Annotated in this window: 15 protein-coding genes and 2 tRNA genes; 11 read left to right on the forward strand and 6 right to left on the reverse strand. The window is 56.0% G+C overall.

Going from position 1 to position 21463, the window contains the following annotated elements; translation table 11 throughout:
* Positions 1-19: 19 nt before the first annotated feature.
* The 4 genes from DIT72_RS12150 to DIT72_RS12165 all read right to left on the reverse strand — a co-directional run bounded on the left by DIT72_RS12150 (position 20) and on the right by DIT72_RS12165 (position 9805).
* Positions 20-1117: a flavin monoamine oxidase family protein gene (locus DIT72_RS12150; RefSeq protein ID WP_135955519.1), complete on the reverse strand. Its 1098-nt coding sequence runs from the start codon at positions 1115-1117 to the stop codon at positions 20-22.
* A gap of 149 nt (positions 1118-1266) precedes the next feature.
* Positions 1267-5109: a DUF3427 domain-containing protein gene (locus tag DIT72_RS12155; RefSeq protein WP_135955520.1), complete on the reverse strand. Its 3843-nt coding sequence runs from the start codon at positions 5107-5109 to the stop codon at positions 1267-1269.
* A 106-nt stretch (positions 5110-5215) separates the two neighbouring features.
* Positions 5216-8077: a formate dehydrogenase subunit alpha gene (fdhF, locus tag DIT72_RS12160; protein WP_135955521.1), complete on the reverse strand. Its 2862-nt coding sequence runs from the start codon at positions 8075-8077 to the stop codon at positions 5216-5218.
* A 12-nt stretch (positions 8078-8089) separates the two neighbouring features.
* A complete protein-coding gene (locus DIT72_RS12165) occupies positions 8090-9805 on the reverse strand; it encodes an NADH-ubiquinone oxidoreductase-F iron-sulfur binding region domain-containing protein (RefSeq protein WP_135955522.1) in 1716 nt (571 codons plus the stop codon).
* Between the two features lie 584 nt (positions 9806-10389).
* On the opposite strand from DIT72_RS12165, the gene DIT72_RS12170 reads away from it, so the two are divergent.
* The 7 genes from DIT72_RS12170 to DIT72_RS12205 all read left to right on the forward strand — a co-directional run bounded on the left by DIT72_RS12170 (position 10390) and on the right by DIT72_RS12205 (position 17410).
* Complete coding sequence (locus tag DIT72_RS12170) at positions 10390-10875, forward strand: hypothetical protein (protein WP_135955523.1); 486 nt, start codon at positions 10390-10392, stop codon at positions 10873-10875.
* A 338-nt stretch (positions 10876-11213) separates the two neighbouring features.
* On the forward strand, positions 11214-11450 hold the full coding sequence (locus DIT72_RS12180) for a type II toxin-antitoxin system Phd/YefM family antitoxin (RefSeq protein WP_135955525.1): 237 nt from the start codon (positions 11214-11216) through the stop codon (positions 11448-11450).
* A complete protein-coding gene (locus DIT72_RS12185) occupies positions 11450-11884 on the forward strand; it encodes a type II toxin-antitoxin system VapC family toxin (RefSeq protein WP_135955526.1) in 435 nt (144 codons plus the stop codon). The genes DIT72_RS12180 and DIT72_RS12185 overlap by 1 nt, the downstream gene beginning before the upstream one ends.
* 5 nt (positions 11885-11889) lie before the next feature.
* Positions 11890-13164: a hypothetical protein gene (locus DIT72_RS12190; RefSeq protein ID WP_135955527.1), complete on the forward strand. Its 1275-nt coding sequence runs from the start codon at positions 11890-11892 to the stop codon at positions 13162-13164.
* A complete protein-coding gene (locus tag DIT72_RS12195; RefSeq protein WP_135955528.1) occupies positions 13157-13750 on the forward strand; it encodes a condensin complex protein MksE in 594 nt (197 codons plus the stop codon). The genes DIT72_RS12190 and DIT72_RS12195 overlap by 8 nt, the downstream gene beginning before the upstream one ends.
* A complete protein-coding gene (locus tag DIT72_RS12200) occupies positions 13747-16518 on the forward strand; it encodes an AAA family ATPase (RefSeq protein WP_135955529.1) in 2772 nt (923 codons plus the stop codon). Before DIT72_RS12195 ends, DIT72_RS12200 begins: the two co-directional genes overlap by 4 nt.
* A 10-nt stretch (positions 16519-16528) precedes the next feature.
* Positions 16529-17410, forward strand: coding sequence for a DUF7281 domain-containing protein (locus DIT72_RS12205; protein ID WP_135955530.1), 882 nt, complete (start codon positions 16529-16531; stop codon positions 17408-17410).
* A 153-nt stretch (positions 17411-17563) separates the two neighbouring features.
* On the opposite strand, the gene DIT72_RS12210 is transcribed toward DIT72_RS12205, so the two are convergent.
* Both DIT72_RS12210 and DIT72_RS12215 read right to left on the reverse strand, forming a co-directional pair.
* Positions 17564-17637 (reverse strand) — tRNA-Cys (locus DIT72_RS12210).
* Positions 17638-17703: 66 nt separating this feature from the next.
* Positions 17704-17779: transfer RNA gene (locus tag DIT72_RS12215), tRNA-Gly, on the reverse strand.
* 182 nt (positions 17780-17961) lie between these two features.
* Here DIT72_RS12215 and DIT72_RS12220 point away from each other — a divergent pair.
* The 4 genes from DIT72_RS12220 to DIT72_RS12235 are packed head-to-tail and all read left to right on the forward strand — an operon-like array spanning position 17962 to position 21460.
* On the forward strand, positions 17962-19086 hold the full coding sequence (locus DIT72_RS12220; protein WP_135955531.1) for an MlaE family ABC transporter permease: 1125 nt from the start codon (positions 17962-17964) through the stop codon (positions 19084-19086).
* Positions 19083-19889, forward strand: coding sequence for an ABC transporter ATP-binding protein (locus DIT72_RS12225; protein WP_135955532.1), 807 nt, complete (start codon positions 19083-19085; stop codon positions 19887-19889). Before DIT72_RS12220 ends, DIT72_RS12225 begins: the two co-directional genes overlap by 4 nt.
* Positions 19890-19907: 18 nt before the next feature.
* On the forward strand, positions 19908-20846 hold the full coding sequence (locus DIT72_RS12230) for an MlaD family protein (protein WP_135955533.1): 939 nt from the start codon (positions 19908-19910) through the stop codon (positions 20844-20846).
* On the forward strand, positions 20843-21460 hold the full coding sequence (locus tag DIT72_RS12235; RefSeq protein WP_135955534.1) for an ABC-type transport auxiliary lipoprotein family protein: 618 nt from the start codon (positions 20843-20845) through the stop codon (positions 21458-21460). Before DIT72_RS12230 ends, DIT72_RS12235 begins: the two co-directional genes overlap by 4 nt.
* The last annotated feature ends 3 nt before the right edge of the window (positions 21461-21463 follow it).

Genomic DNA, 21463 nt, shown 5'->3' on the forward strand with positions numbered 1-21463 from the left:
CCCCTTTCCGCGAACATTCCTAAAAAGAATATAAACCGCGATTTACCGCATCAATAGCGCCGGCCAGATACCCCGTAAACTCACGTGACCACTCACTGCCAATTCCGGTTACCCGGTTAGCCCATGCACCTGAGCTCGGCGACAAGGCAGGCATAGGGTGATCGCCAGAGGATCTTTGATCCGTGTCGGTGGCGATGTAAATCTCTTTAGCCCAGTCCTTGATAAATTCTGCCTCTGGATTCTCCGCTTGCGAACCAAACAGTCGCACGAACTGTGTGCGGCAAGCAGTAATAAGCTCTTCCTCAGAAACACGACTGCGCACGTCAGCAGGCACACCCAGGAAACCAAACAATGCCGCCTTCCCTCCCTGAGTAGAAGCATCATGGATCTCAACCATTGGCCCAACTGCACTTCGAGCCTCTCCGGATAACCCTTGATCTCGCCAGAAAGGCTGGTCGAACACGGCAATATATTTTGCATGAGGGGCCATCCAGGTATCTGTCTCTCTCCACTGTCTTGCAAGCACGTCCGGCAAGGCAGGCGAAAACGTAAGTTGAGACTCAACTAATCGGGGCGGCATGGCCAACAACACATGTTCTGCAAAATGGCTAAAGGTTTCTCCTCTCGCATTTTCGCTCACTAACTCGACATGTGGTTCTGACATGCGCAGGTGGCGGACCGCCCGGCCTCTCACTACACGCGCTGAATCAATCCGCCGGTATAACGCATCAATGAGGGTATACATGCCACCGGCGATTCGCATAGATGGCGGAGAATTGACGTACCCACGTGTTCTCTCAGGCGGCTGATTCGATGAACGCTCCAGAAGCATGTCGCCGGTTTCAAATTGTTGGAAGGTCTCTAGTTCAAGTTCATCTACCAGTCGCGCCATATCGGTCTGGAATGCGGGCCAGAACCAGGAGGGCCCGAGATCGAAGCCCCCAACGCCTGACACATCCGGTTTACCATCAGAGTGGATCGTAGAAGCAATCCGCCCACCAAGAATCTCCCTGGCCTCTAGAATGACATAGTCTTTGATGCCCTTCTTCTCAAGAGAATATGCGGCGTATAAACCCGCCAGACCGGCGCCAACAACGGCGATGCGCACGTTTTGCATGAATAAACTTCCCATGGTGATCGTGATGCTTTGGCAATTCTCCGTTCTAACCGTGGTCTGCGCAAAGGCGATCTTTGAGCCTGGGGCTGTTTCTCCCGATAATGAAATGCTTCAGCGCGGACGGTACCGTAACGATTGAAATTGAACGCCTAACTCCTGAGCTTGAATATCACACTCATTGGATTACTACCTTCATGGCTCTGGTATTCAACTGGACCAAAATACGTGAAGGGCGCAGCTTTGCCATTACGCAGCTTATTCTCGCGGACAAATAGGTTCACTGAGAGCCCAAGCTTTTTGTGTTCGATCAGTTCCCGACCGCGCTTGCTTTGAGGCGTAGCTGAGTTCTGGCTCTGCCAATGAAATGTTCGCTCATCGATCCAATGATCAACATAGCGGTGCTGGACGCCTTTACCCTGCTTGTTTAACGTCACCAACAAAATATGCGCATTGGCATCTTTCAGAAAGACGTGACCACTTTGCCAATTGCCAGGATTAAAAGTCGCTCCAAATAACTCCGGAATATCCTCTCTCGGGATTTCCTGTCCGACAGCCATTTCCAATGGATCTATAATCTCGCAAAAGCGTGCGAACGTTCGAAACTGTTCGAGAAGCTCTGGAGTGACAATAATGTCTTCATACTCTGGGTTAGCAGCTTCGAGCCGATATTCACCGACGGGGGATTTACGAACCGTCCGAAGAAGGTATTGTGTGTCGCCTGCCTCATCCATCCGTTCAATCGCGAGCGTTTTCCCAGTGATCGATCCAGCCTGATTGGGGTTAATCTGCTCAAGCAACAGATAATCACCATCTTGAATCGGCTGCTTTCCGCCATTCATGGAGTTACCGGATGCTCTGGCAATGAAATGACGATTTGGCTCTATTCGCCCGTGTCCCAAACCGATGGATCTGTACTCCGGCTCCTCAGCGTGACTGTTTCTAAAGTGGCCACAAGCGATCTTCAAGGATGGGAAGTAAGGCAACTCCGTTCCAGAAGGAGTAATCGGGACTACATTTTCAGACGACGACTGTTCTTGCTTGGCAGACTGCCGTGCTTCATAGGAGGCCAGGCGATAATCAATTAACTCCTGCACCATCTCCTCGAAAGGCGGTATCTCATCACCTTCCAGCTCAATAACTGGCTTAAATTGATCGTTTTCAATCTCAAAAACAGCTGGAGACTTATTGGTCCAATGATCGACAGGGTTCTTCTTCCAGTATTGCTGCCATTGTGCCGAGGAACCATCAACGTCCTTTACTGAAACAGCAATTTCTTGATACAGCCTCGGGCGGCGTTTCAATGTCTCCCAGGATGCGTGGGCCAGTTTCGAGAGCTTTGGTGGACTACGCCATCCGCCTAACTGTTGGAACGCGTCCAGCAATATCATTTTGAATGATTTGCTCATGGCCGTCGTCTCAACTTCCAGCAAAAACGTTTCGTAGCGGGACAAGAGTTCTGTCTCAATCACGGTGAGATCTTCCATGTCCCGAACCAATCCAAACCAGCTTCCGTGCAGCTTGCGAGTTTTAGCGATACTGGCGCCGAAATGATAGTACTCGGTAAGTGTTGGACGACGACCCAATGTATCTTTCAATACCTGATAGTCTTTTTCAGCGCCCTGATGATCAAGACCTTTCAGGAAGTCGATCACCTCCAGATCGTAATTGATAAAGCATCCGTCTGGCAGGTCCAACTGATTCTTTTCAGCTTTCCTGGCAAACTCGGCTAATTGTCGGTGATTCATCGCCTGGCCAATGAGGGCCTGAGGTTTATGCAGGAAACTCTGGTGGTTACCCACAAAATCCAGAATCACAAGCTTGTCTTTCCCTGTGGAGACGCTTTTCCGTAGGCCCCGGCCAATTTGCTGAAGAAACAGGATCTTGGACTCCGTCGGGCGCAATAGCAGCACCGTATCAATGGCGGGCAGATCGACGCCCTCGTTAAACAGGTCGACAGAAAAAATTACATCCAGCTGACCATTTTCCAACTTCTCCAAGGCCTCGCCACGAGACATCTCAGATTCACCGTGAACGGCTGCCGCCCTGATTCCTTTTTTTGCAAACCGGCTCGCCATAAAATCGGCATGAACCCGTGAAACGCAAAAGGCCAATGTCCGGCTTTGCTTCTCTTCACTCCATACCTTGAGCACGTGTTTGGCGCGTCCATAAGTAGCCAGCTTATTGGCAAGCAGATTGGGATCAAACTTCCCGTTGCGCCAGGGGATCTCCGTATAGTCGACCGTCTCGTCGTAGATGCCGTAGTAATGAAAAGGCACCAGGAATTGGCCTTTGACGCCTTCAAACAACGGGTACTCGAAAACCAAGTTGTCGTCACACAACGAAAGGATATCCGAGCGGTCTGTCCGGTCTGGGGTTGCCGTCAATCCCAGCAGAAATTGCGGCGCAAAGTAACTCAGAAGCCGATGATAGATGGGTGCTGCGGCATGGTGGAATTCATCAACCACGATATAATCAAAATGCCGGGGGTCGAATCGATCCAGATGCGTTTCTTTGCCGAGTGTTTGCACCGAAGCACAAAGGATGTCCACTGTTCGATCGCGCTGCTTACCCATGTAAAAACCAACGCGGCTATTCGGCTTGATCCGCAAGTAGGTCTCAGCCGCTTGATAAAGAATTTCTTCGCGGTGGGCGACAAAAAGAATCCGACGGGCTCCCATTTGAACGGCATCAAAGGCGGATAGCCAGGTTTTACCTAAACCCGTTGCTAACACGACCAAACCCCTTCGGTAGCCTTCTACGCGAGTCAGATCCAGTGCCTCTAGTGCTTCCTGTTGCACTTCATTAGGTGTTGGTACTTCCTGTTTCTCGTCACTTCCCGGTTCCAGCGACTTTTCTGGTGGGTTCCTTCGTTTCTCGTACTCATCGATCCAGTTATCAGTGAGCGGCACAACATTTGGGTGTTTGAACAGTTCCTCGAACCTGCTGGCAGCCTCGAGGTACCCAGGGTCGGGAGGGAAATCCACCTGATAATTCCATTCCAGCCCGTCCTGAAGCGCTTGTCGGCTGATATTGCTAGAGCCGATAAACGCCCTGCCCCACATTTGGTGATTCTGAACATGGCCAGCGAAGAGGTAGGCTTTCAAATGAAAGCTACTCCCCTGGCTCTGGTAAACACGTACCTGAGCTCCATGGTCATGCAACAGGACAAGCTTTCTTAGCGCCTCCGAATCGGTGATATCCAGATAATCGCTTGTGAGGATGCGGATACGGGCCGGATCAGATTCTCGCTGCAGCGCGCTCACTAAATCCGGGAACAACAGATTCAAGCCAGTAGTTTTCACAAACGCTACGGCCATATCTATTCGGTCAGCAGCTTTAATTGCCTGGCACAATTTCGGCAGAAAATGATGTTCTGCACCGCCCGTAGTTAGCTTATTCTGTGGAGCCGGCACCTTGGTCAAAAGAATGTTCAACCACTGCTCATGCCTATCGGGACGTTGATCGTCAGTGCGCCACAACCGAGAGGATTCGAATCCTGGCAGGTCCTGGATCCACTGCTGGGCAAGCGATTCATCAGCATCAGTAAAGTGCCGGCCATTGTGGTTGCGTTCCCCCGTCCCAATCTTGAAACTCATGTAGAAAACGCCATCCGGTTTCAGGGCATTCCACAACCGGCCAATAGCTTCGGGTACCTCGGCAAGGGGCAAATGCAGGAGGCTTGCACAAGCCCATATACCATCGTAAGTACTGGATTCGTGGATATCCGTGAAATAGCGATGCTGAACCGATAAACCGGTCTTTTCGCGGGCTAAAGAGGCGATGGCGTCTGAACCATCAAAGGCGGAAACACGGTAACCTTTATGATCAAAAAACAACGCATCCCGGCCAGAGCCACAGCCCGCATCAAGAATGTGTCCACCTTCGCGAACTTGCGGCAGGAACGCCTGGTAAAGCTCTTCCATGCTGACTTGAAACGTTGATTCCACAAACGCATCGGCATTGTTGTTGTAATAGGCCAGCGTATCCGTCATTAAGTGGTTCCCATGCGACTAATTAGCCTGAAGTATATCTGGACCAGGCTACCAGGCGGACAGGACGCGGCCAACAGACTTTTGGGTGCTATCTACACCAAGCAGCCTATAATGCCGGGCTCAATCTACATGCTGCGTACTTGAATTCCGGAATCTTCCCGTCCGGGTCGAGCGCCGGGTTGGTGAGCAGGTTGGCGGCCGCCTCCACGAAGGCGAAGGGCACGAACACCATGCCTTCGGCCATTGTCTGATCCACCCGCGCCGTCAGGGTGATGCTGCCGCGCCGGGTGGCAATCTGGATTTCATCACCCATTGCCACGCCCAGGCGGGCCAGCTCTGCGGGCGCCAGAAACGCGGCCGCTTCCGGCTCCCGCTCGTCCAGTACCCGGCTGCGACGGGTCATGGCGCCGGTGTGCCAGTGCTCAAGTAATCGACCGGTGAGTAACACGATGGGATAGGCCTCATCCACTGGCTCGTCCGGCGGCAGCGGCCGGGTTGGAGAGAACCTGGCCCGGCCCCCGGCGCGTGGGAAGGCATCCGAGAAGACAACGTCCTGCCCAGGGGCATCGTCGGCGGGGCATGGATAAGTCACGGAACCTTCGCGTTCCAGGCGGGCCCACGAAATATGATCCAGTGAGTGCATGCCCTGCTTCATCTCAGCGAACACTTGCTCAGGGCCGTGGTAGTCCCAACCCAGTCCGAAACGCCGGGCAATTTCCTGGATAATCCACCAGTCGGGCTTTGCCTCCCCGGGTGGCGACAGCGCGGCACGGCCCATTTGCACCTGCCGGTTGGTGTTGGTGACGGTGCCTGATTTTTCCGACCAGGCTGTCGCAGGCAGGATCACGTCGGCAAACTGGGCGGTCTCGGTGACGAATAGGTCCTGCACCACCAGGTGTTCCAGGGCACCGAGCGCGGCCCGGGCGTGGGTCAGATCGGGATCGGACATCGCGGGGTTCTCGCCGAGGATGTACATGCCCTTGATCGTCCCCGCCGTGATGGCATCCATAATCTCTACCACGGTGAGCCCGGGTTCCGGGTCCAGTTCGGTGTTCCAGAGTTCTTCGAAAGCGGCGCGCAGCTGGGCATCCCCGACCGGTTGGTAGTCGGGCAGCACCATCGGGATCAGGCCAGCGTCGGATGCGCCCTGCACGTTGTTCTGCCCGCGCAAAGGATGCAGGCCGGTGCCGGGCCGGCCGGTGTGGCCACAGGTCAGTGCCATGGAGATCAGGCAGCGGGCGTTGTCGGTGCCGTGCACGTGCTGGGAGATGCCCATGCCCCAGAAGATCATCGCTCTCTCGGCCTCCGCGTAAGCGCGGGCCACTTCGCGAATGACCTCTGGCTCAACGCCGCAGAGCGGGCTCATTACCTCTGGGGTCATATCCGCGACACTGGCGGCCAGTGCCTCGAAGCCCTCGGTGTGGGCATCAATGTAGGCCTGGTCAAAGAGTCCTTCGCTGATAATCACATTGAGCATGGCGTTAAACAGTGACACGTCGCCACCCGGCGAGAAACGCAGGCTGCGCCATGCATAGGCATCCAGCGCCTGGCCCCGGGGATCGATGATGATCAGTCTGGTGCCGTTTCGTGCTGCCTGCTTGAAGTAGGTCGCGGCCACCGGGTGGTTCACCGCCGGGTTGCAGCCGGTAAGGATCACCACGTCGGCCTCGAGTGCCTGCATGAAGGAGGCGGTGACTGCGCCAGAGCCCAGGCATTCCATCAGCGCCGCCACAGAGCTGGCGTGGCAAAGCCGTGTGCAGTGGTCAACGTGGTTGGAGCCGAAACCGGTGCGCACCAGCTTCTGGAACAGCCAGGCTTCTTCATTGGAGCACTTGGCGCTACCGAAGCCGGCAAGCGCATCCGGTCCGTGTTGTGTTTTCAGTTGGGTTAACCCGTTTGCCGCAAGATCCAGTGCCTCTTCCCAGCTTGCCTCTCGAAAGTGGGTTAACGGATTAGCCGGATCAAAGTCAGGGTCAAGCCCCTTGGGTACGCCCTCACGGCGGATCAGCGGCCGGGTGAGCCGTGCCGGGTGCGAGGGGTAATCGAAGCCGAAACGGCCCTTCACACAGAGCCGGCCCTGGTTGGATGGGCCATCCCTGCCTTCAACAAAAAGGATGCGCCCCTGGTGCTCGCCTGTCTGAGTCGGCTCGTCTTTAACGTGATAGGTCAGCTGACAGCCCACCCCGCAATAGGGGCAAACGGAGTCGACGGTGCGATCGGCCGTGGCGGAGTCTCCGCAGCCCTGAGCATCGATCAGGGTCGCAGGCATCAGCGCCCCGGTAGGGCAGGCCTGCACACATTCGCCGCAGGCAACGCAGGTGCTGTCTCCCATGGGGTCATCGAAATCAAACACCACCTTGGACGCAGCACCACGGTGCGCCAGGCCTATAACGTCGTTGCCCTGCACTTCGCGGCAGGCACGCTCGCATAAGCCACAGGTGATGCAGGCATCCAGATTAACATTCATGGCTGAATGAGTGGCGTCGTGGCCTCGGGCGTGGGTCAGCGAATCCGATCTTGGGGCAACGTGGTGAACCGTGGGCTCGTCGCGCTCTGAGCGGGCCGGGAGGCGCTGGCGCACTGCATCGGCATCGATGGCCAGTTGATCCGCCGTATGCCACAGGTGGCTGGATCGGTCCGGGCTTTGCGATTGCTCGGGCTGATCGGCCAGCAGCAATTCCAGCACCGCTCTGCGGGCATCCTGGGCACGGGCGGAGGCTGCGCTTCGCACCACCATGCCGGGCGCTGCCTCGCGAATACAGCTGGCGGCAAGCACCCGCTCGCCCTCCACTTCCACCATGCAGGCGCGGCAATTGCCATCCGCGCGGTATCCCGGGACGTCTTTGAAGCAAAGATGCGGGATAGTCTCGCCGGCGCGCTTGGCGACCTGCCACAGGGTTTCGCCGGGGTAGGCCTGAACTTCAACGTCGTCCAGTGTCAGGGTAAAGCTTGTGGTCGCATCGTTCATGGCTGCCTCCCCCTAACCTTTGGCGATCAGGTTGCTGCTGGCGAGTTCGCTGCGGAAGTCTCGCAGCAGGCTCAGTACCGGGTTCGGTGCAGCCTGGCCCAGACCGCAGATGGAAGCATCCACCATCACTCTGGCCAGCTGCTGGAGCGTCTCCTCATCCCACGTATCCCGTTCCAGCAACGTGAGCATTTTCTCGGTGCCCACACGACAGGGAGTACACTGCCCGCAGGACTCATCCGCGAAAAAGCCCAGAAGGTTGGCAGCCGCGTCGGCCAGATCGTCCTGATCCGACAGCACGATTACGGCTGCGGAGCCGATAAAGCAGCCGTGCTCCTGCAGGGTGTCGAAGTCCAGGGGAATGTCGGCTTTGCTGGCTGGCAGTATGCCACCGGAAGCCCCGCCAGGCAGATAGGCTAGGAGTTGGTGCCCTTCTGCCATGCCGCCGCAGTATTCTTCGATCAGTTCATTAAGAGTAATGCCGGCGGGAGCGAGATGAACCCCGGGCGTCGCGACCCGCCCGGAGACCGAAAAGCTGCGAAGGCCGCGGCGCCCATGCCGCCCCTGGCTGGCGAACCAGTCAGCGCCCATGGCGTGGATGCGCGGGATCCAGTAAGCCGTCTCGACGTTATTGACCAGGGTGGGCTGGCCAAAGAGCCCTTTCTGGGCAACGAACGGCGGGCGATGGCGTGGCTTGCCGGGCTTGCCCTCAAGTGACTCGATAAGGGCGGATTCCTCGCCGCAGATATAGGCCCCGGCGCCACGGCGCAGGATGATAAAACCGGGCTCGACGATTTCGGCCGACTCCAGCTCGGCAATGGCTTCGGTCAGCACTCTGTGCAGCCCGGGGTACTCGTCCCGCAGATAAATGTATAGGGCCTTCGCCTCAACCGCCCAGGCGCTAACCAGCGCGCCCTCGAGGAATACGTGGGGTTCTCGTTCCAGGTAATAGCGATCCTTGAACGTGCCCGGTTCACCTTCGTCGGCGTTGATCACCGCATAGCGTGGCCCCGGCTCAGCCCGCACCGCCTGCCATTTACGGTAGGTGGGAAATCCGGCGCCGCCGAGGCCGCGAAGGCCTGCATGCTCGAGTTCCTTCGCCAGTGATTCGATGCTCACCCGGCCTTCACGGCAATCCATCAGCAACTGATAACCGCCGGCCGACCGATAGTCCGCCAGACGTTGCCAGGAAATTTCCTCTGGCTGAACCTGCCCCTGCTCTACCGCGGCCTCAACACTCCGGGCGTTGGCATTCAGCACATGATGATGTCCAACGGCCACCACGGGCGCCGTTTCGCAGCGACCCATGCAGGGGGCGCGCAGTACCCTCACCGTTTTGGGATCAGCCCCATCCGATAGCGCCTGATGCAACGCTTCTGCTCCGGCCAACTGACAGGAGAGCGAGTCACACACCCGCAGAGTTATCTCCGGCGGTGGCGTTTGCTCGTCGTGAATAACGTCGAAATGGGCGTAAAAGGTAGCCGTTTCATAAATGGCGGCCATTGGCAGATTCATGAAGGCGGCCAGGGCGCGAAGGAGGGGCATGGAGAGGTAACCGTAAGCGTCCTGCACTGCATGCAGGTGCTCGATCAGACGATCGCGCTGGCGCAATGACGAATCACTACGTTCGTCACCGATCAGGTCCCGCAGCTCCGACAGTACAGTCGACTGCAGTTGCCGGCCACGAAGGGCAGAGCGCCGGCGTTTGGGCTTTTCTTCGTTTGTACTCATTGTTTTTGACCAGGCCCAGAGGTACAAAAGACAGCCTTGTTGGCTGGCCTGACTATCTAGAAATCATTGAAACACATCCGGCTATCCCGGCGCTAGAGATCCGAAGCTGGTTGGATAGGGAATTGCTCCTCGGCTGAAGCTTTCAATGTGAGGAATATTGGGGAAATAAATAATGGAGGCGCGGGTCTGACATGGCCCCGAGATATCGCTCTGAAAGAAAATCCACGCTGCACAGGTACCCCGGTCTCTATCTGAGCGAGGATGGCGTCTACTTTGCGGTCCATTCCACAACCAAAAAACGTGGCAGTTTGAGAACGAAGGATCGAAACGTCGCAATTAGGCGGTGGTCGGTACTTAGCCAATCGTGGGAAGCAGAAGTCCATGAGTGGCAGACCAACTCCCTCGCTGAAAAATTGAATAGTTTTTCGACACCGGCAAGTAAAGGGGATCACATCCTTCTCCAGGACTACCTGAAGAAATGGAGAACGGAGGTCCTTGGCCATCAAGTAAAAGGCAAGCCCATAGTTTGGTCGGAGTGCCGAGCCCTATCCCGACGAGGACCAAACAAAGGAGCGCCTGTCGCTATGCCAACCAGAGTTGATTACGCAAGCGACGCCCGGCAGCTGGAACAGAGTGACGACGCAAGATTTCCTCTTTCCGACCCTCAAATTCTTCGCAAGATTCGTAAACTGCTCTCCCCATGGTTGCCGATGCCGACACGTTACAATAGCCTCAAGAACACGTTGAACCGTGTCTTCCTCCATGCCGTTCAGGAAGGTCTTATTGACAGAAATCCGATGATTGATATCCGTAAGGCAGCCGAAGAAAAGCGCAAAGTGCTGATCCCCGATGAAGCCTACCGGAAGATCACGGAGCATTTATGCGTTCACCGCCACAACAAACGCGACATGGACGGAACCTGGCGCGCAAAGATTTGTGATCTCATCTATATGATGAGTCAACAGCCGATCGACGTGTTTAATCTGAAGGAAAGCCGGGGCGAGCTTTACGACAAACCCGTTGATCGTGGAGATTATCCGCTTTGCTCGTCACAAGACCAGAATCGGTAGCAAGTTAAACACAGGACGATGCATGCCGCATGGAGAGATGCCTGCAAGAAAGCCGGCTATGGCGGCATGTATCACCTCAGCGATCTTGCAAGAAGGGACTGACTGAAGAATTCCTGAGCCAGGGAGAAGATGACAAAGACGGTCATGAAACGGAAGCTATGCGTAATCATTATCGGTTGATCAAGCCGCCGAAGCGGGCGAGGACAACGATCAGATTTGAGCGGGAGCAGAAAGTATCTGAGTGAGCGAGGTAAAATCGAAAATTCTTCGACGGTCCTGATTGCTATGGAACTTCTACTGGGAGTACACTATTTGTGTACACGCATAGGGTGAGAATCATGCAAACGATCAATGTTCGGGAAACCCGGGAAAAGCTCTCAAATCTTTTGGACGCTGTGGCCGCAGGAGAAGAGGTTGTAATTCTGCGCCACGGTAAACCTGCCGCACGCCTGACCGCGGCCCTGCCCGAAAAGATCCAGTTTCCAGACCGTTCGGAACTCAGAGCATCTCTGCCACCTGCCAGGGAAAACTCTGCGCAAGCGGTACGGGAACTAAGAGATGAAGAGCGCTATTGATGTTGTACTTCGATACGAGCGCCGTTCTCCCCTACTACAGACAAGAGCACGCTAGCGATCGAGTTCAGACATTGCTTGAGTCGCAAACCCAGCCGGTTCTTATCAGTCATCTGACGGAAGTCGAGGTGGCAAGCGCACTGGCCCGATGGGTTCGGATGGGAGAGCTCAGCGAACCCCAGGCGAACCGGATCGAAAGTGCATTCCATGATGACGTCAGCCATGGGCGCTTCAGCCTGTGCCCCATTGAAACGGCCCACTATAAACGGGCCAGCCACTGGATTGGCACAAGGAAGACAAGCTTGAGGACGTTGGATGCACTGCACTTGGCATGCGCAGAACATCACCAGGCTCAACTAATCAGTGAGGATGAAGCGTTGGTGAACGCGGCCGTTTTCTTTGGCTTAGACGCCCGCCTTGCTTCAAAGGGCGACTGAGCACCATGCCTAGCCCAAAACACCTCACTCGAACACTTTTTGAGCAATGGGAAACTGTCGAGGCACTGGTGCGGGCCACCCGGGAGATGCCGGCGTTCTCCGAAGAGCAGGTTCTTGCTGCCATTCGCCAGGCTCAACCGGCCCTGGACGACGTTCAAGTCAGGGATGCTCTACGCAGGCTTTTGGCAAGTGGCGTGCTGGAGGTTCAAAGTCGCTCTGAAAGCTTCGTGGTCAATGCCCATGTACTTGAGTTTGTGCGTGGCCTGACGCATGAACACGAACTGGGACTGTCTTCAGTCATTCAGGCGCGCATCGAAGCAATTCGTGGCGCGACTGAGGCTCTCACCGCCGGCATCGAAGCCGGAGATACCGGCCAGCAGACCCAGGCTATTAACCGACTTTCTACCCTGTTCAGAGATATTGCCCGCCAGCTGGAGCAGGACCGCCATGCGATTGCCGAGCTGGCCGAGCAAGCAAAGTCAGCAGACACTCGGGCTCCCATAGCAAAACGCTACAAGTCCGTCCTCGACGCCTACGATCAGTATGTTGAACCGATGAACGAGATGATGGATTCCGGACCTTCCGGCATTTTCTACCACCACCTCGCCGCAGCGGAAGACGCCCTCGACCTCGGCTACAATCGCCTGGTCACCAAAGGCGCACTCTACAGCCATCTCAACCGTCTCCGGCACGTTGGTTATCAGGCCAAGGAACTACGCCGACTGGGGCGAATCACGGCTCAGCAGTGTGCTGATATTCTGTTACCCCTCCGAGAAGAAGCACGCCAGCATAACAATCTTTCCTCAGCCATCAGTCGGCTGTTGGGACAGGTTCGCAAAAAAGGACTCAACCGCACCTTTCGCAAACGCCAAGGTCATTCCTGGCTGCCGGTGTGGCGCGTGAATCAGAGCCGGAGTGTGTCTGTAGGCGACGAGGTGAAAACAATCATGGCCGAAGCCAGGAAGTTTGAGCCCAGTGAACGGGAGTTCCCGGACGAAGTGGATGCAGCGCCCATAACCATTGCTGAGTGGATTGACGAAGACCAGCTCCGACGACAGTTATCCGATGCACTCCCAGTCAGCAACCTGCTTGAGTGGCTGAAGCATCACTACCCCTCCCTACCTGACCAGGTTCTTCTGCGGCTCTATCATGACCTGGCACGGGAGGACCTATGGGAGGTGGAGCTGGAAGCGCAGCCTACAACATCCGCCCTTTCCCAGGTTTCAGTGCATTACTGGCCCTATCGTCTGACACAACCGATGAGCAAAATCCGTGAGTAATACCAGCCAATTCCAGCAAATCGCCAACAACCTGCCGAATCTGGCCCTGCTTTTTCGCTGGTTCAACCGGGGCCGGCACCTCAACCGGATTGCGGAGCCGGTGTTATGGGAAGAACTTGAGCGCAACCTAGACGACTATACCGCCATTTTTAGCGCATTGGGTTCTGACCTTCGCCTTGATGGCCGGGGCTTCGCCTGGTTCCATCAGGACGACGGAAGCAGCAATACCAACAAAGCCACACGACAACTGGCGCTGTTGTTCATGGTCATCTTTGATACTCAAGCGGATGCCGGTATTCCGCTGATGAAATTCGAGCATTGGCGAATCGATCAAACCCTGCTGACAACGGTTTTCGAGCAACACCAGGACTTGCTGGAGGCAGAAGAGCTGGATCTGTCCGGCCTGGTGAGCCTGATGAGAACCGCAGAAAACTTCGGCTTTGCCCGTTACGATGGCGGAGCCTGGCAGCTGTTGCCTGCTGTGTGTCGTTACCTGGATCATTACGAAGAACTGGCCAGCCAGGTGGATCAGGATGAAGATGTGTCCTGGGCAGGCGATCAGGACGACGAGGATAATTCCCTATGAGTTCCGATTACGGATTCCAGCAGCTGGTACTTCTCAACAGCGCCGGCTATGAGCGAGCAGAGCTCCCTCTGGATGAGTCAGTTTCTCTGATTGCCCCCAACAATACTGGCAAGACCAGCCTGATTAATGCCCTGCAATACCTGCTGATTATCGACAAGCGGCACCTGGATTTTGGCGCCCACGACAAAGACAAGGCGAGACGTTTCTACTTCCCATCCAACAGCAGTTATATCCTGCTGGAAGTCACTTTGCCTGAATCTGGCTCTGTGGTGCTAGGGTGTGTGGGCAAGGGAGTTAGCCATGACTACAATTATTTTGCCTATCAGGGCCCTCTGCATATCGAGGAGTACAGGCTGGACAATGGCAAGCTGGTGACACAACCACAGTTATTGGAGCAGTTGGCTCACCACGGGCGGACGGCCAGTTTCTACTCATCCGCTGATTTTGCCGAGATGGTCTACGGCGGTGCCCGCAGGCGGGGACAGACCAGCTCCGAATTTACCGTGTTCCGGTTGGAGAACCGCAAGGATGCCAACGCTTACCGTCAGGTTCTCACCCGGACCCTGCGCCTGGACAAACTCAGTTCCGGCGAAGTAAAACGTCATCTGCTGCAGATCTTCAGCCGCCAGCTGCCGGACTCAGTGGTGGATTTCAAACAGGAATGGGACAAGGCCTTCGCTGAGGTAAACCAGGACCGGGAACAATATCGGGCAGCCCATAACCAGCAAACCCTGATCGACGAGCTGGAGCGGCAACAGGACGAGCGACTCGCCACCAGAGGCCGAATCATTGCCCGACGACCGCTGATCGATGATGGCCTGCAACGCTGGCAAAACCATTACCAGACACAAAGCGAAAGCCTCGAGCATCAGCATCAGAACCTGCAAAAGCAGGAGGCGGACTTGCTTCAGAGGGACAGGGATCAAACCCGTCGCCAGAGTGAACTCAATCAGCAGCTGGCGGCATTGAAGAAGAATGAGCAGCGCTGTGACGAACTGGAGAACCGGTTCACTCTAATCCATGATCGCAGCCAGCTCGAGCAGCAACTTGCCAGCGCTACCGAAGAACGCGACCGTCAGATCGCCCTGCTCACCAATGCCCATGGACAGTCTGCTGTCGCCACTGACCATCAGCTCCGGCGCGAGGAACAGGAGCTCTCGGCACTCCGCAAGGAACAGGAAACGCTGTCGGACAACCTTTACCTCACGCTCAAACAACACCTCTCCGAAGAGCAGCTCAGTGTTCTCAACCGGGGGCTCAACCGGCAACTGCTTACCCTGTCCCCTGGGGACTATCAACTCGAGTCTCAGCAGCTTCTACAATGGCTGCAAGATATGCCCGAAGACTGGTTTGAACTCCCCGGGCTGAATCTGTCTGTTGCAAACCAGGCACCACAGTATGAACAGCGATCAGCAGAAGAGATTGCCCAACTGATTGAGGATTGCCAGGGCCGGCTCCGGCAATTGCAGGAACAGAAGGCAGCCAGCCGGGAAATGGAGAGCCAGAAGAAGCGTAAGGCAGAACTGGAGCAGGAAGTAAAAAGCCTGGAAAAAGATCTGGAACAGTTTGACGAGCTGACTCAACTTCAGAAATCCCGCCCGGATCGCTTAAAAGAAATGGAGGTAGCCAGGCAGGAGCTGGCGGAGATTGATCAAGCCCAGACACAGGCCAGCGCACAGCAGCAAACGCTGAGGGATCAGATTCAGGAACTGATCAACAAGAGACAGGCCCTGGACACCGCTCACCAGGAAATAGATCGCATCCGTCAGAACCGTGGCGACTCAGACGACCAGTTTAACTGGCTCTCCGACCTGCCCCATACTCCCTGGGTTGGCGACACGGAGCTACCGCTCGACCAACTGGCGCAAACGCTGCGGGACTATCAGCGGGACTGTTATCAACTGAAGGACCTGGACCGGGATCTGCACCACCGGCGCATCACCCTCCACAGCAGTGGCCTGACCAAGTTCCAGTATGCACCCAATCCGGAAGAGGAAATCCGGTTGATGGTAGAGTTTCGCCACCATCTGGCCCGGGAAGCAGAAGCCCTGGAAAAGAAAGCCCGCAGTGCCGTGGTCACTGTGACGGCCAGCCTCCGGGATCTTCGCGGCAACCTGCAGTCGTTCGAAAATGCCATGCATGAATTCAACCGACTGATCAGCCGCAGAAAACTGTCAGACCTCAAGGTATTCCGCATTCAGCCGGTTCACGAGAGTCACCTTGTCGAAGCCATCGACCTGCTGATCCAGACGTCAGAAAAAGTGGAATCTGGCGAATCCTTCGAGCTATTCAATCAGACCAGCGTACTGGACGACCGACAGTTGGACCAAGCCCGCCAGTTACTGATCGACGAAGGTAGCGCTCGCCATGGGCTGAAGGTTGCCGATCTGTTTCGTCTCACCTTCGAACTGGGCAAAGAGAACCAGGCCATCGAAAGCTTTGATGACATCGACAGCGCAGCCTCCAACGGCACCGTGCTGATGGCCAAGCTGGTCACCGGGCTGGCCATGCTGCACCTGATGCAGGACAAGACCCGCAATGTCCAGGCGTTGTGCTACCTGGACGAAGCCCTGGCGCTGGATGCCGCCAACCAGAGAAGCCTGATCAAAACAGCTTCCGAATTCGGTTTCGCACTAATGTTTGCTTCGCCTTCGCCGTTGATTACCGCCCACTACTGCGTGCCCATCCAGCAGATGAGCAACGGCATGAACCATATCAGCCGTAAGCACTGGCAGATTCTGCAGCCGCTTGAGGCTGTCAAGGCATGAGCTTCCATCAATGAACAGATCGCTCAGAGAAGCATTGATCAAACTTGAGGATTCCGGCGGAGAATGCCTCGGTTCACGGTTCACCCCCTCACAAAAACGGGTGCTTGATGAGTTCATTATCAGGACCGCTTGCATAACCAAGAAGCGTCAGGGCAACGGCACTGTCTACCGGATCAGCAACCCACCAGTCTTTATGCAGAACCTGCGGGAGTTAAGACCTGATGCTGAATTAGACAACCAGGCGGTGCCAATTCGGGCACAAAACCTCGGGCTTACCCGGTCCACAAAAGGTCGAAAGAACTCGCACGAGGCTTCTTACAGGCTACTGAAAGCAACAACCCCAGGCATAACGTGGCAGTGTGACGAAAAGGCACTCGATTTATGGCAACTGACATATCTCGCCGGCGCCCTCGCCATCGATATCGGTCAGGTGGAAACTTCCCTGACCACAGACAGCCCCTTGTGGCTGGTGGAAAATCAGAGCCTGCTGGACGACACCAGCTGGGTGCCCAAGGACCTGCATGGGTCTGTACTCTATTATCAGGGCCAGATCAGCGAACGGCTGGTAGAGTGGTTATGCGGTAAAATGCGAAGCCCACGGATTCTTTTCTTTCCAGACTATGATGGCGTTGGTCTCGAGAACTACGCTCGCCTGCGGATAGCGCTAGGTGAAAACATCGAACTATGGCTAATGCCTGACTGGAAACGAAAACTGCAACGCTATGGCGATCCTGAAGTGTGGCGCAATACTCTTAAATATGTCGCCAACGCCGAGGGGAAATTAGGTTCCTATCAGGAGCCAGAGGAGGTGCTGGAGCTTTTTGAGGCGCTCAAGCTAAGCGGTAAAGCATTGGAACAAGAGGCTGTCTTTCTGGTCACATCCGACAGCTAACCAAGCTTGTTCAAGATGCTTTGCGCATTCGGTGATTCGCTCTTCTGCCATGCATTGAAGCGGATAATATTTTGGGTTTAATTTGGGTATTTTTTGGGTCAGGAATGCAACTAAAATCGACAAAGGTAATGTGTTGATTTTAATCGTGAAAAATGGAGGCGCGGGTCGGAATCGAACCGGCGTTAACGGAGTTGCAGTCCGCTGCATAACCACTCTGCCACCGCGCCGGGAAAAGTCCGAAGGGGATTCGTAACTTTTATGCTCTCAGGTGGGCATTGAGAGACTGTGTCGATTGGAGCGGGAAACGAGATTCGAACTCGCGACCCCAACCTTGGCAAGGTTGTGCTCTACCAACTGAGCTATTCCCGCTTGATCAACGAGAGCGTATTCTACGGATTCGACTGTTTTCGTCAACCACTTTTTTCAACTTTCTGTTTTACTTCAGATTCCGATCGTTTTTCACACAAAGAACAGGCAGTCCAATGATAGAATTTCCGCTAGTATCAGGAACACACAACGACATTTCCTGAACACAGACACAGGAATTTCAGATGCCCTCACCCGGCCAGCTCGAGTATCACGCTGATCGCCTCGTCATCACTGGCGACTGGACACTGCCGAACTACGCCAGATTAAAGCAGGAGGTAACAGCTGCACTGGCATCGCAGAAAGCGAACGACCATTGCCCGGAGCTCACGTCCATTGCAGCGCTCGATACAGCAGGAGCCTCACTGTTGGCCGATCTCCTGGGGGCCCAAAGGTTAGCGGAGCTGACTGACGAGGCATCTGAACTGCCTGCCGAGCGCCGGGACCTGTTACGGTTGGTCGCCGATGCCATGGCCGCGCCGGACGAGGATCTGCCGCAGAACGAATCTGTAATAACCGCTTTTCTTGCAAGGGTTGGCCAACAGGTCGCGGATTACTGGGGCCAGCAACGCCTGCTGATGGGCTTTACCGGGCAGATCCTTGCTACGATGGCCGCGATTCTGCCCACCCCCTGGCGGTGGCGGGTGACACCCCTGGTCGCCCATATCCACCAGACCGGGCTCAACGCATTGCCTATCGTTGCCCTGCTTACCTTTCTGGTGGGCGCCGTGGTCGCTTTTCTGGGCGCCACCGTTCTTGATGACTTCGGCGCGACCATTTACACCGTCAACCTGGTGGCGTTTTCCTTCCTGCGGGAATTTGGCGTGCTGTTAGCAGCCATTCTCCTGGCCGGCCGCACTGCAAGTGCTTTTACGGCACAGCTCGGGTCCATGAAAGCCAATGAGGAAATCGACGCCCTGCGTACCTTCGGGCTCAGCCCGATTGAGCTTCTGGTGATACCCCGCGTACTGGCGATGGTTATTTCCCTGCCGATACTGACCTTTGTCGGCATGGTCAGTGGCATCGTCGGCGGCTCACTGGTGTGCGTGATTGTCCTGGATATTTCCATACCCCAGATCGTCAACATCCTGGAGAGCGATGTGAGCACGATACACTTCCTGGTGGGGATCGGAAAAGCTCCGGTATTCGCCTTTGTTATCGCAGTGATCGGCTGCCTGGAGGGCTTCAAGGCAGCCGGTAGTGCCGAATCCGTCGGTGAGCACACCACCTCTGCCGTGGTACAGTCGATCTTCATGGTAATCCTGTTGGACTCCATTGCTGCAATTTTCTTCATGGAGATGGGTTGGTGAGCGAACAGTCCTCGCAACAGGATATCGTTATCAGGGTCCGGAAGCTTTGCAACCGGTTTGGTAACAACGAGGTCCACAAAAATCTGGATCTCGATCTCTACCGTCGCGAGATACTGGGCGTCGTTGGCGGGTCCGGAACCGGTAAGTCTGTATTGTTACGCAGTATTGTGGGGCTTGTTCAGCCCGATTCAGGAGCCATTGAGGTTTTTGGCCAGGAGTTACAGGCGCTCTCGCCGGATCAACGGTCCCGGGTCGAGCGGCGCTTTGGTGTGTTATTCCAGAGTGGCGCCCTTTTTTCGTCGCTGACACTGCAGGAAAATGTTGCGTTGCCGCTGATCGAACACGCCAGGCTGTCCCGGGAAGACGCCGAACATCTGGCGCGGGTGAAGCTGGCGCTGGTTGGCCTCTCCGCAAACGCATACACCATGGTTCCCGCCCAGCTCTCCGGCGGCATGGTGAAGCGCGCTGCACTGGCGAGGGCACTGGCGCTGGATCCGGAAGTTCTGTTTCTTGATGAGCCCACGGCCGGACTTGACCCCATTGGTGCGGCCGCGTTTGACCGCTTGATTGTTACCTTGAGGGACGCGCTGGGCTTCAGCGTGTTTCTGGTCACCCACGACCTGGATACGCTGTACAGCACGTGCGACCGGGTGGCAGTGTTGTCCAATAAACGGGTACTTGTTGACGGCACACTGGAGACCGTTGAATCCACCGACGACCCCTGGATCCGTGATTATTTCCATGGCCCACGTGGGCGGGCTGCCCAACATACAAGGACAGCGAACAGCGGGGAAACTGAATGAACCGGGAGAAATGCTGAGATGGAACCCAGAGCACATCACGTCCTGATTGGACTGTTCACCCTGATCTTTCTGGCCAGCGCCCTGCTATTCGCACTCTGGCTGGGCAAGACCAGCGCAGACCGTGAGTATTCGTGGTACGAGGTTATCTTTAATCGTGGCGTCAGCGGGCTGACCGAAGGAAGCCCTGTCAAATACAGCGGTATCGAGGTGGGCGATGTCTACGAACTCAGGCTCGATCCGGAGGATCCCCGCAACGTAAGGGCTCTTATCCGCGTTTACAGCGATGTACCTATCAAGGAAGACACCCGGGCGGGCCTCGCCCTGACCAATATTACCGGCAGCATGAGCATTGAACTCAAGGGCGGAAAACCCGAAAGCCGTACGCTGGACGGCGACCGTAAGTCCCCCCCTGAAATTCAGGCTGAGCCATCAGCCTTGAATACACTCATGGCCAGCAGCGAAAAACTCTTCGCCAAACTTGATGAGGTATTGTCGAACGCCAATGCCATGATCTCGCCGGAAAATGCCCGCAACCTCACCGATAGCCTGGAGAACATCGAGGCCATATCATCAGGCCTGCTGGAACAGCGGCAAGAGCTGAGCAGGCTGGTAGCCAGTTTTGATCAGCTCAGCGGTCAGACCGAGGCTACACTGGAAACCTTCCGACGCTTCGGCCTTACCGCCAATTCTCTGCTGGACAACGAAGGCCGGCAGTTATTTACCACCGCCCAGAGCGCCATGGACTCTCTGGAGGCCACCACCACCAGGCTGGAGCAACTTACAGCCAGGAATGAGGGCGCTCTGGACCAGGGCATGCGGGGTGCGGCAGAACTGGCTCCCGCTATGCGGGAGTTGCGCAACACCCTGCGAAGCCTCAACAATGTCGTCTACCGCTTTGAAGACGATCCGGCAGGCCTGCTGCTGGGCCGCGACCCGATAAGGGAGTTTAATCCGTGATAGCCCCATTGATGCGACGAGTGATTGCCGCTGCGGCCACCCTGTCACTGACTGCCTGTACCGTGTTTCCGGACCAGCCGGCTCATCAGATTTTTCAGCTGCCGGCGCCGGCAGTGCAGGAGACGGCGGCTGAATCCGTCGACCGCACTCTGCGTGTTACCACCCCCCTGGCGGTGGCGCCGATCGACAGCAACCGTATTCTGGTCAAACCGGATGCCCACGAGATCCGTGCCTACGAGGGAGCCCGCTGGAGCAATCGTTCGCCAATCATTGTTGGCAACTACCTGCTCGAATCGTTCCGGCAGGACGGGCGGCTGGCAACGGTGGTGGGGAATACCAGTCCGGCGCGCAGCGACCTGACACTGGCTGGCGACCTGACCCGGTTCCAGGCCGAATACCCGGGTGGAGAGCACCGCAATGGCAACCCGGTTGTCCATCTTGAACTGAACCTGCAACTGATTAACGAGCGCTCTCGCGAAACCCTCGCGAGCAAGCACTTCGGGGTTACCCGCCCGGCCAACGGCGAGGATGTTGCAAGTGTGGTAGAGGCTTTTGGGAAAGCCAGTGATGAACTGGCCAGGCAGGTGATTGAATGGACAGCCGAACAGCTCTGAACC

Source organism: Marinobacter orientalis (genome assembly GCF_004792665.1).
Taxonomy (GTDB): Bacteria; Pseudomonadota; Gammaproteobacteria; order Pseudomonadales; family Oleiphilaceae; genus Marinobacter; species Marinobacter orientalis.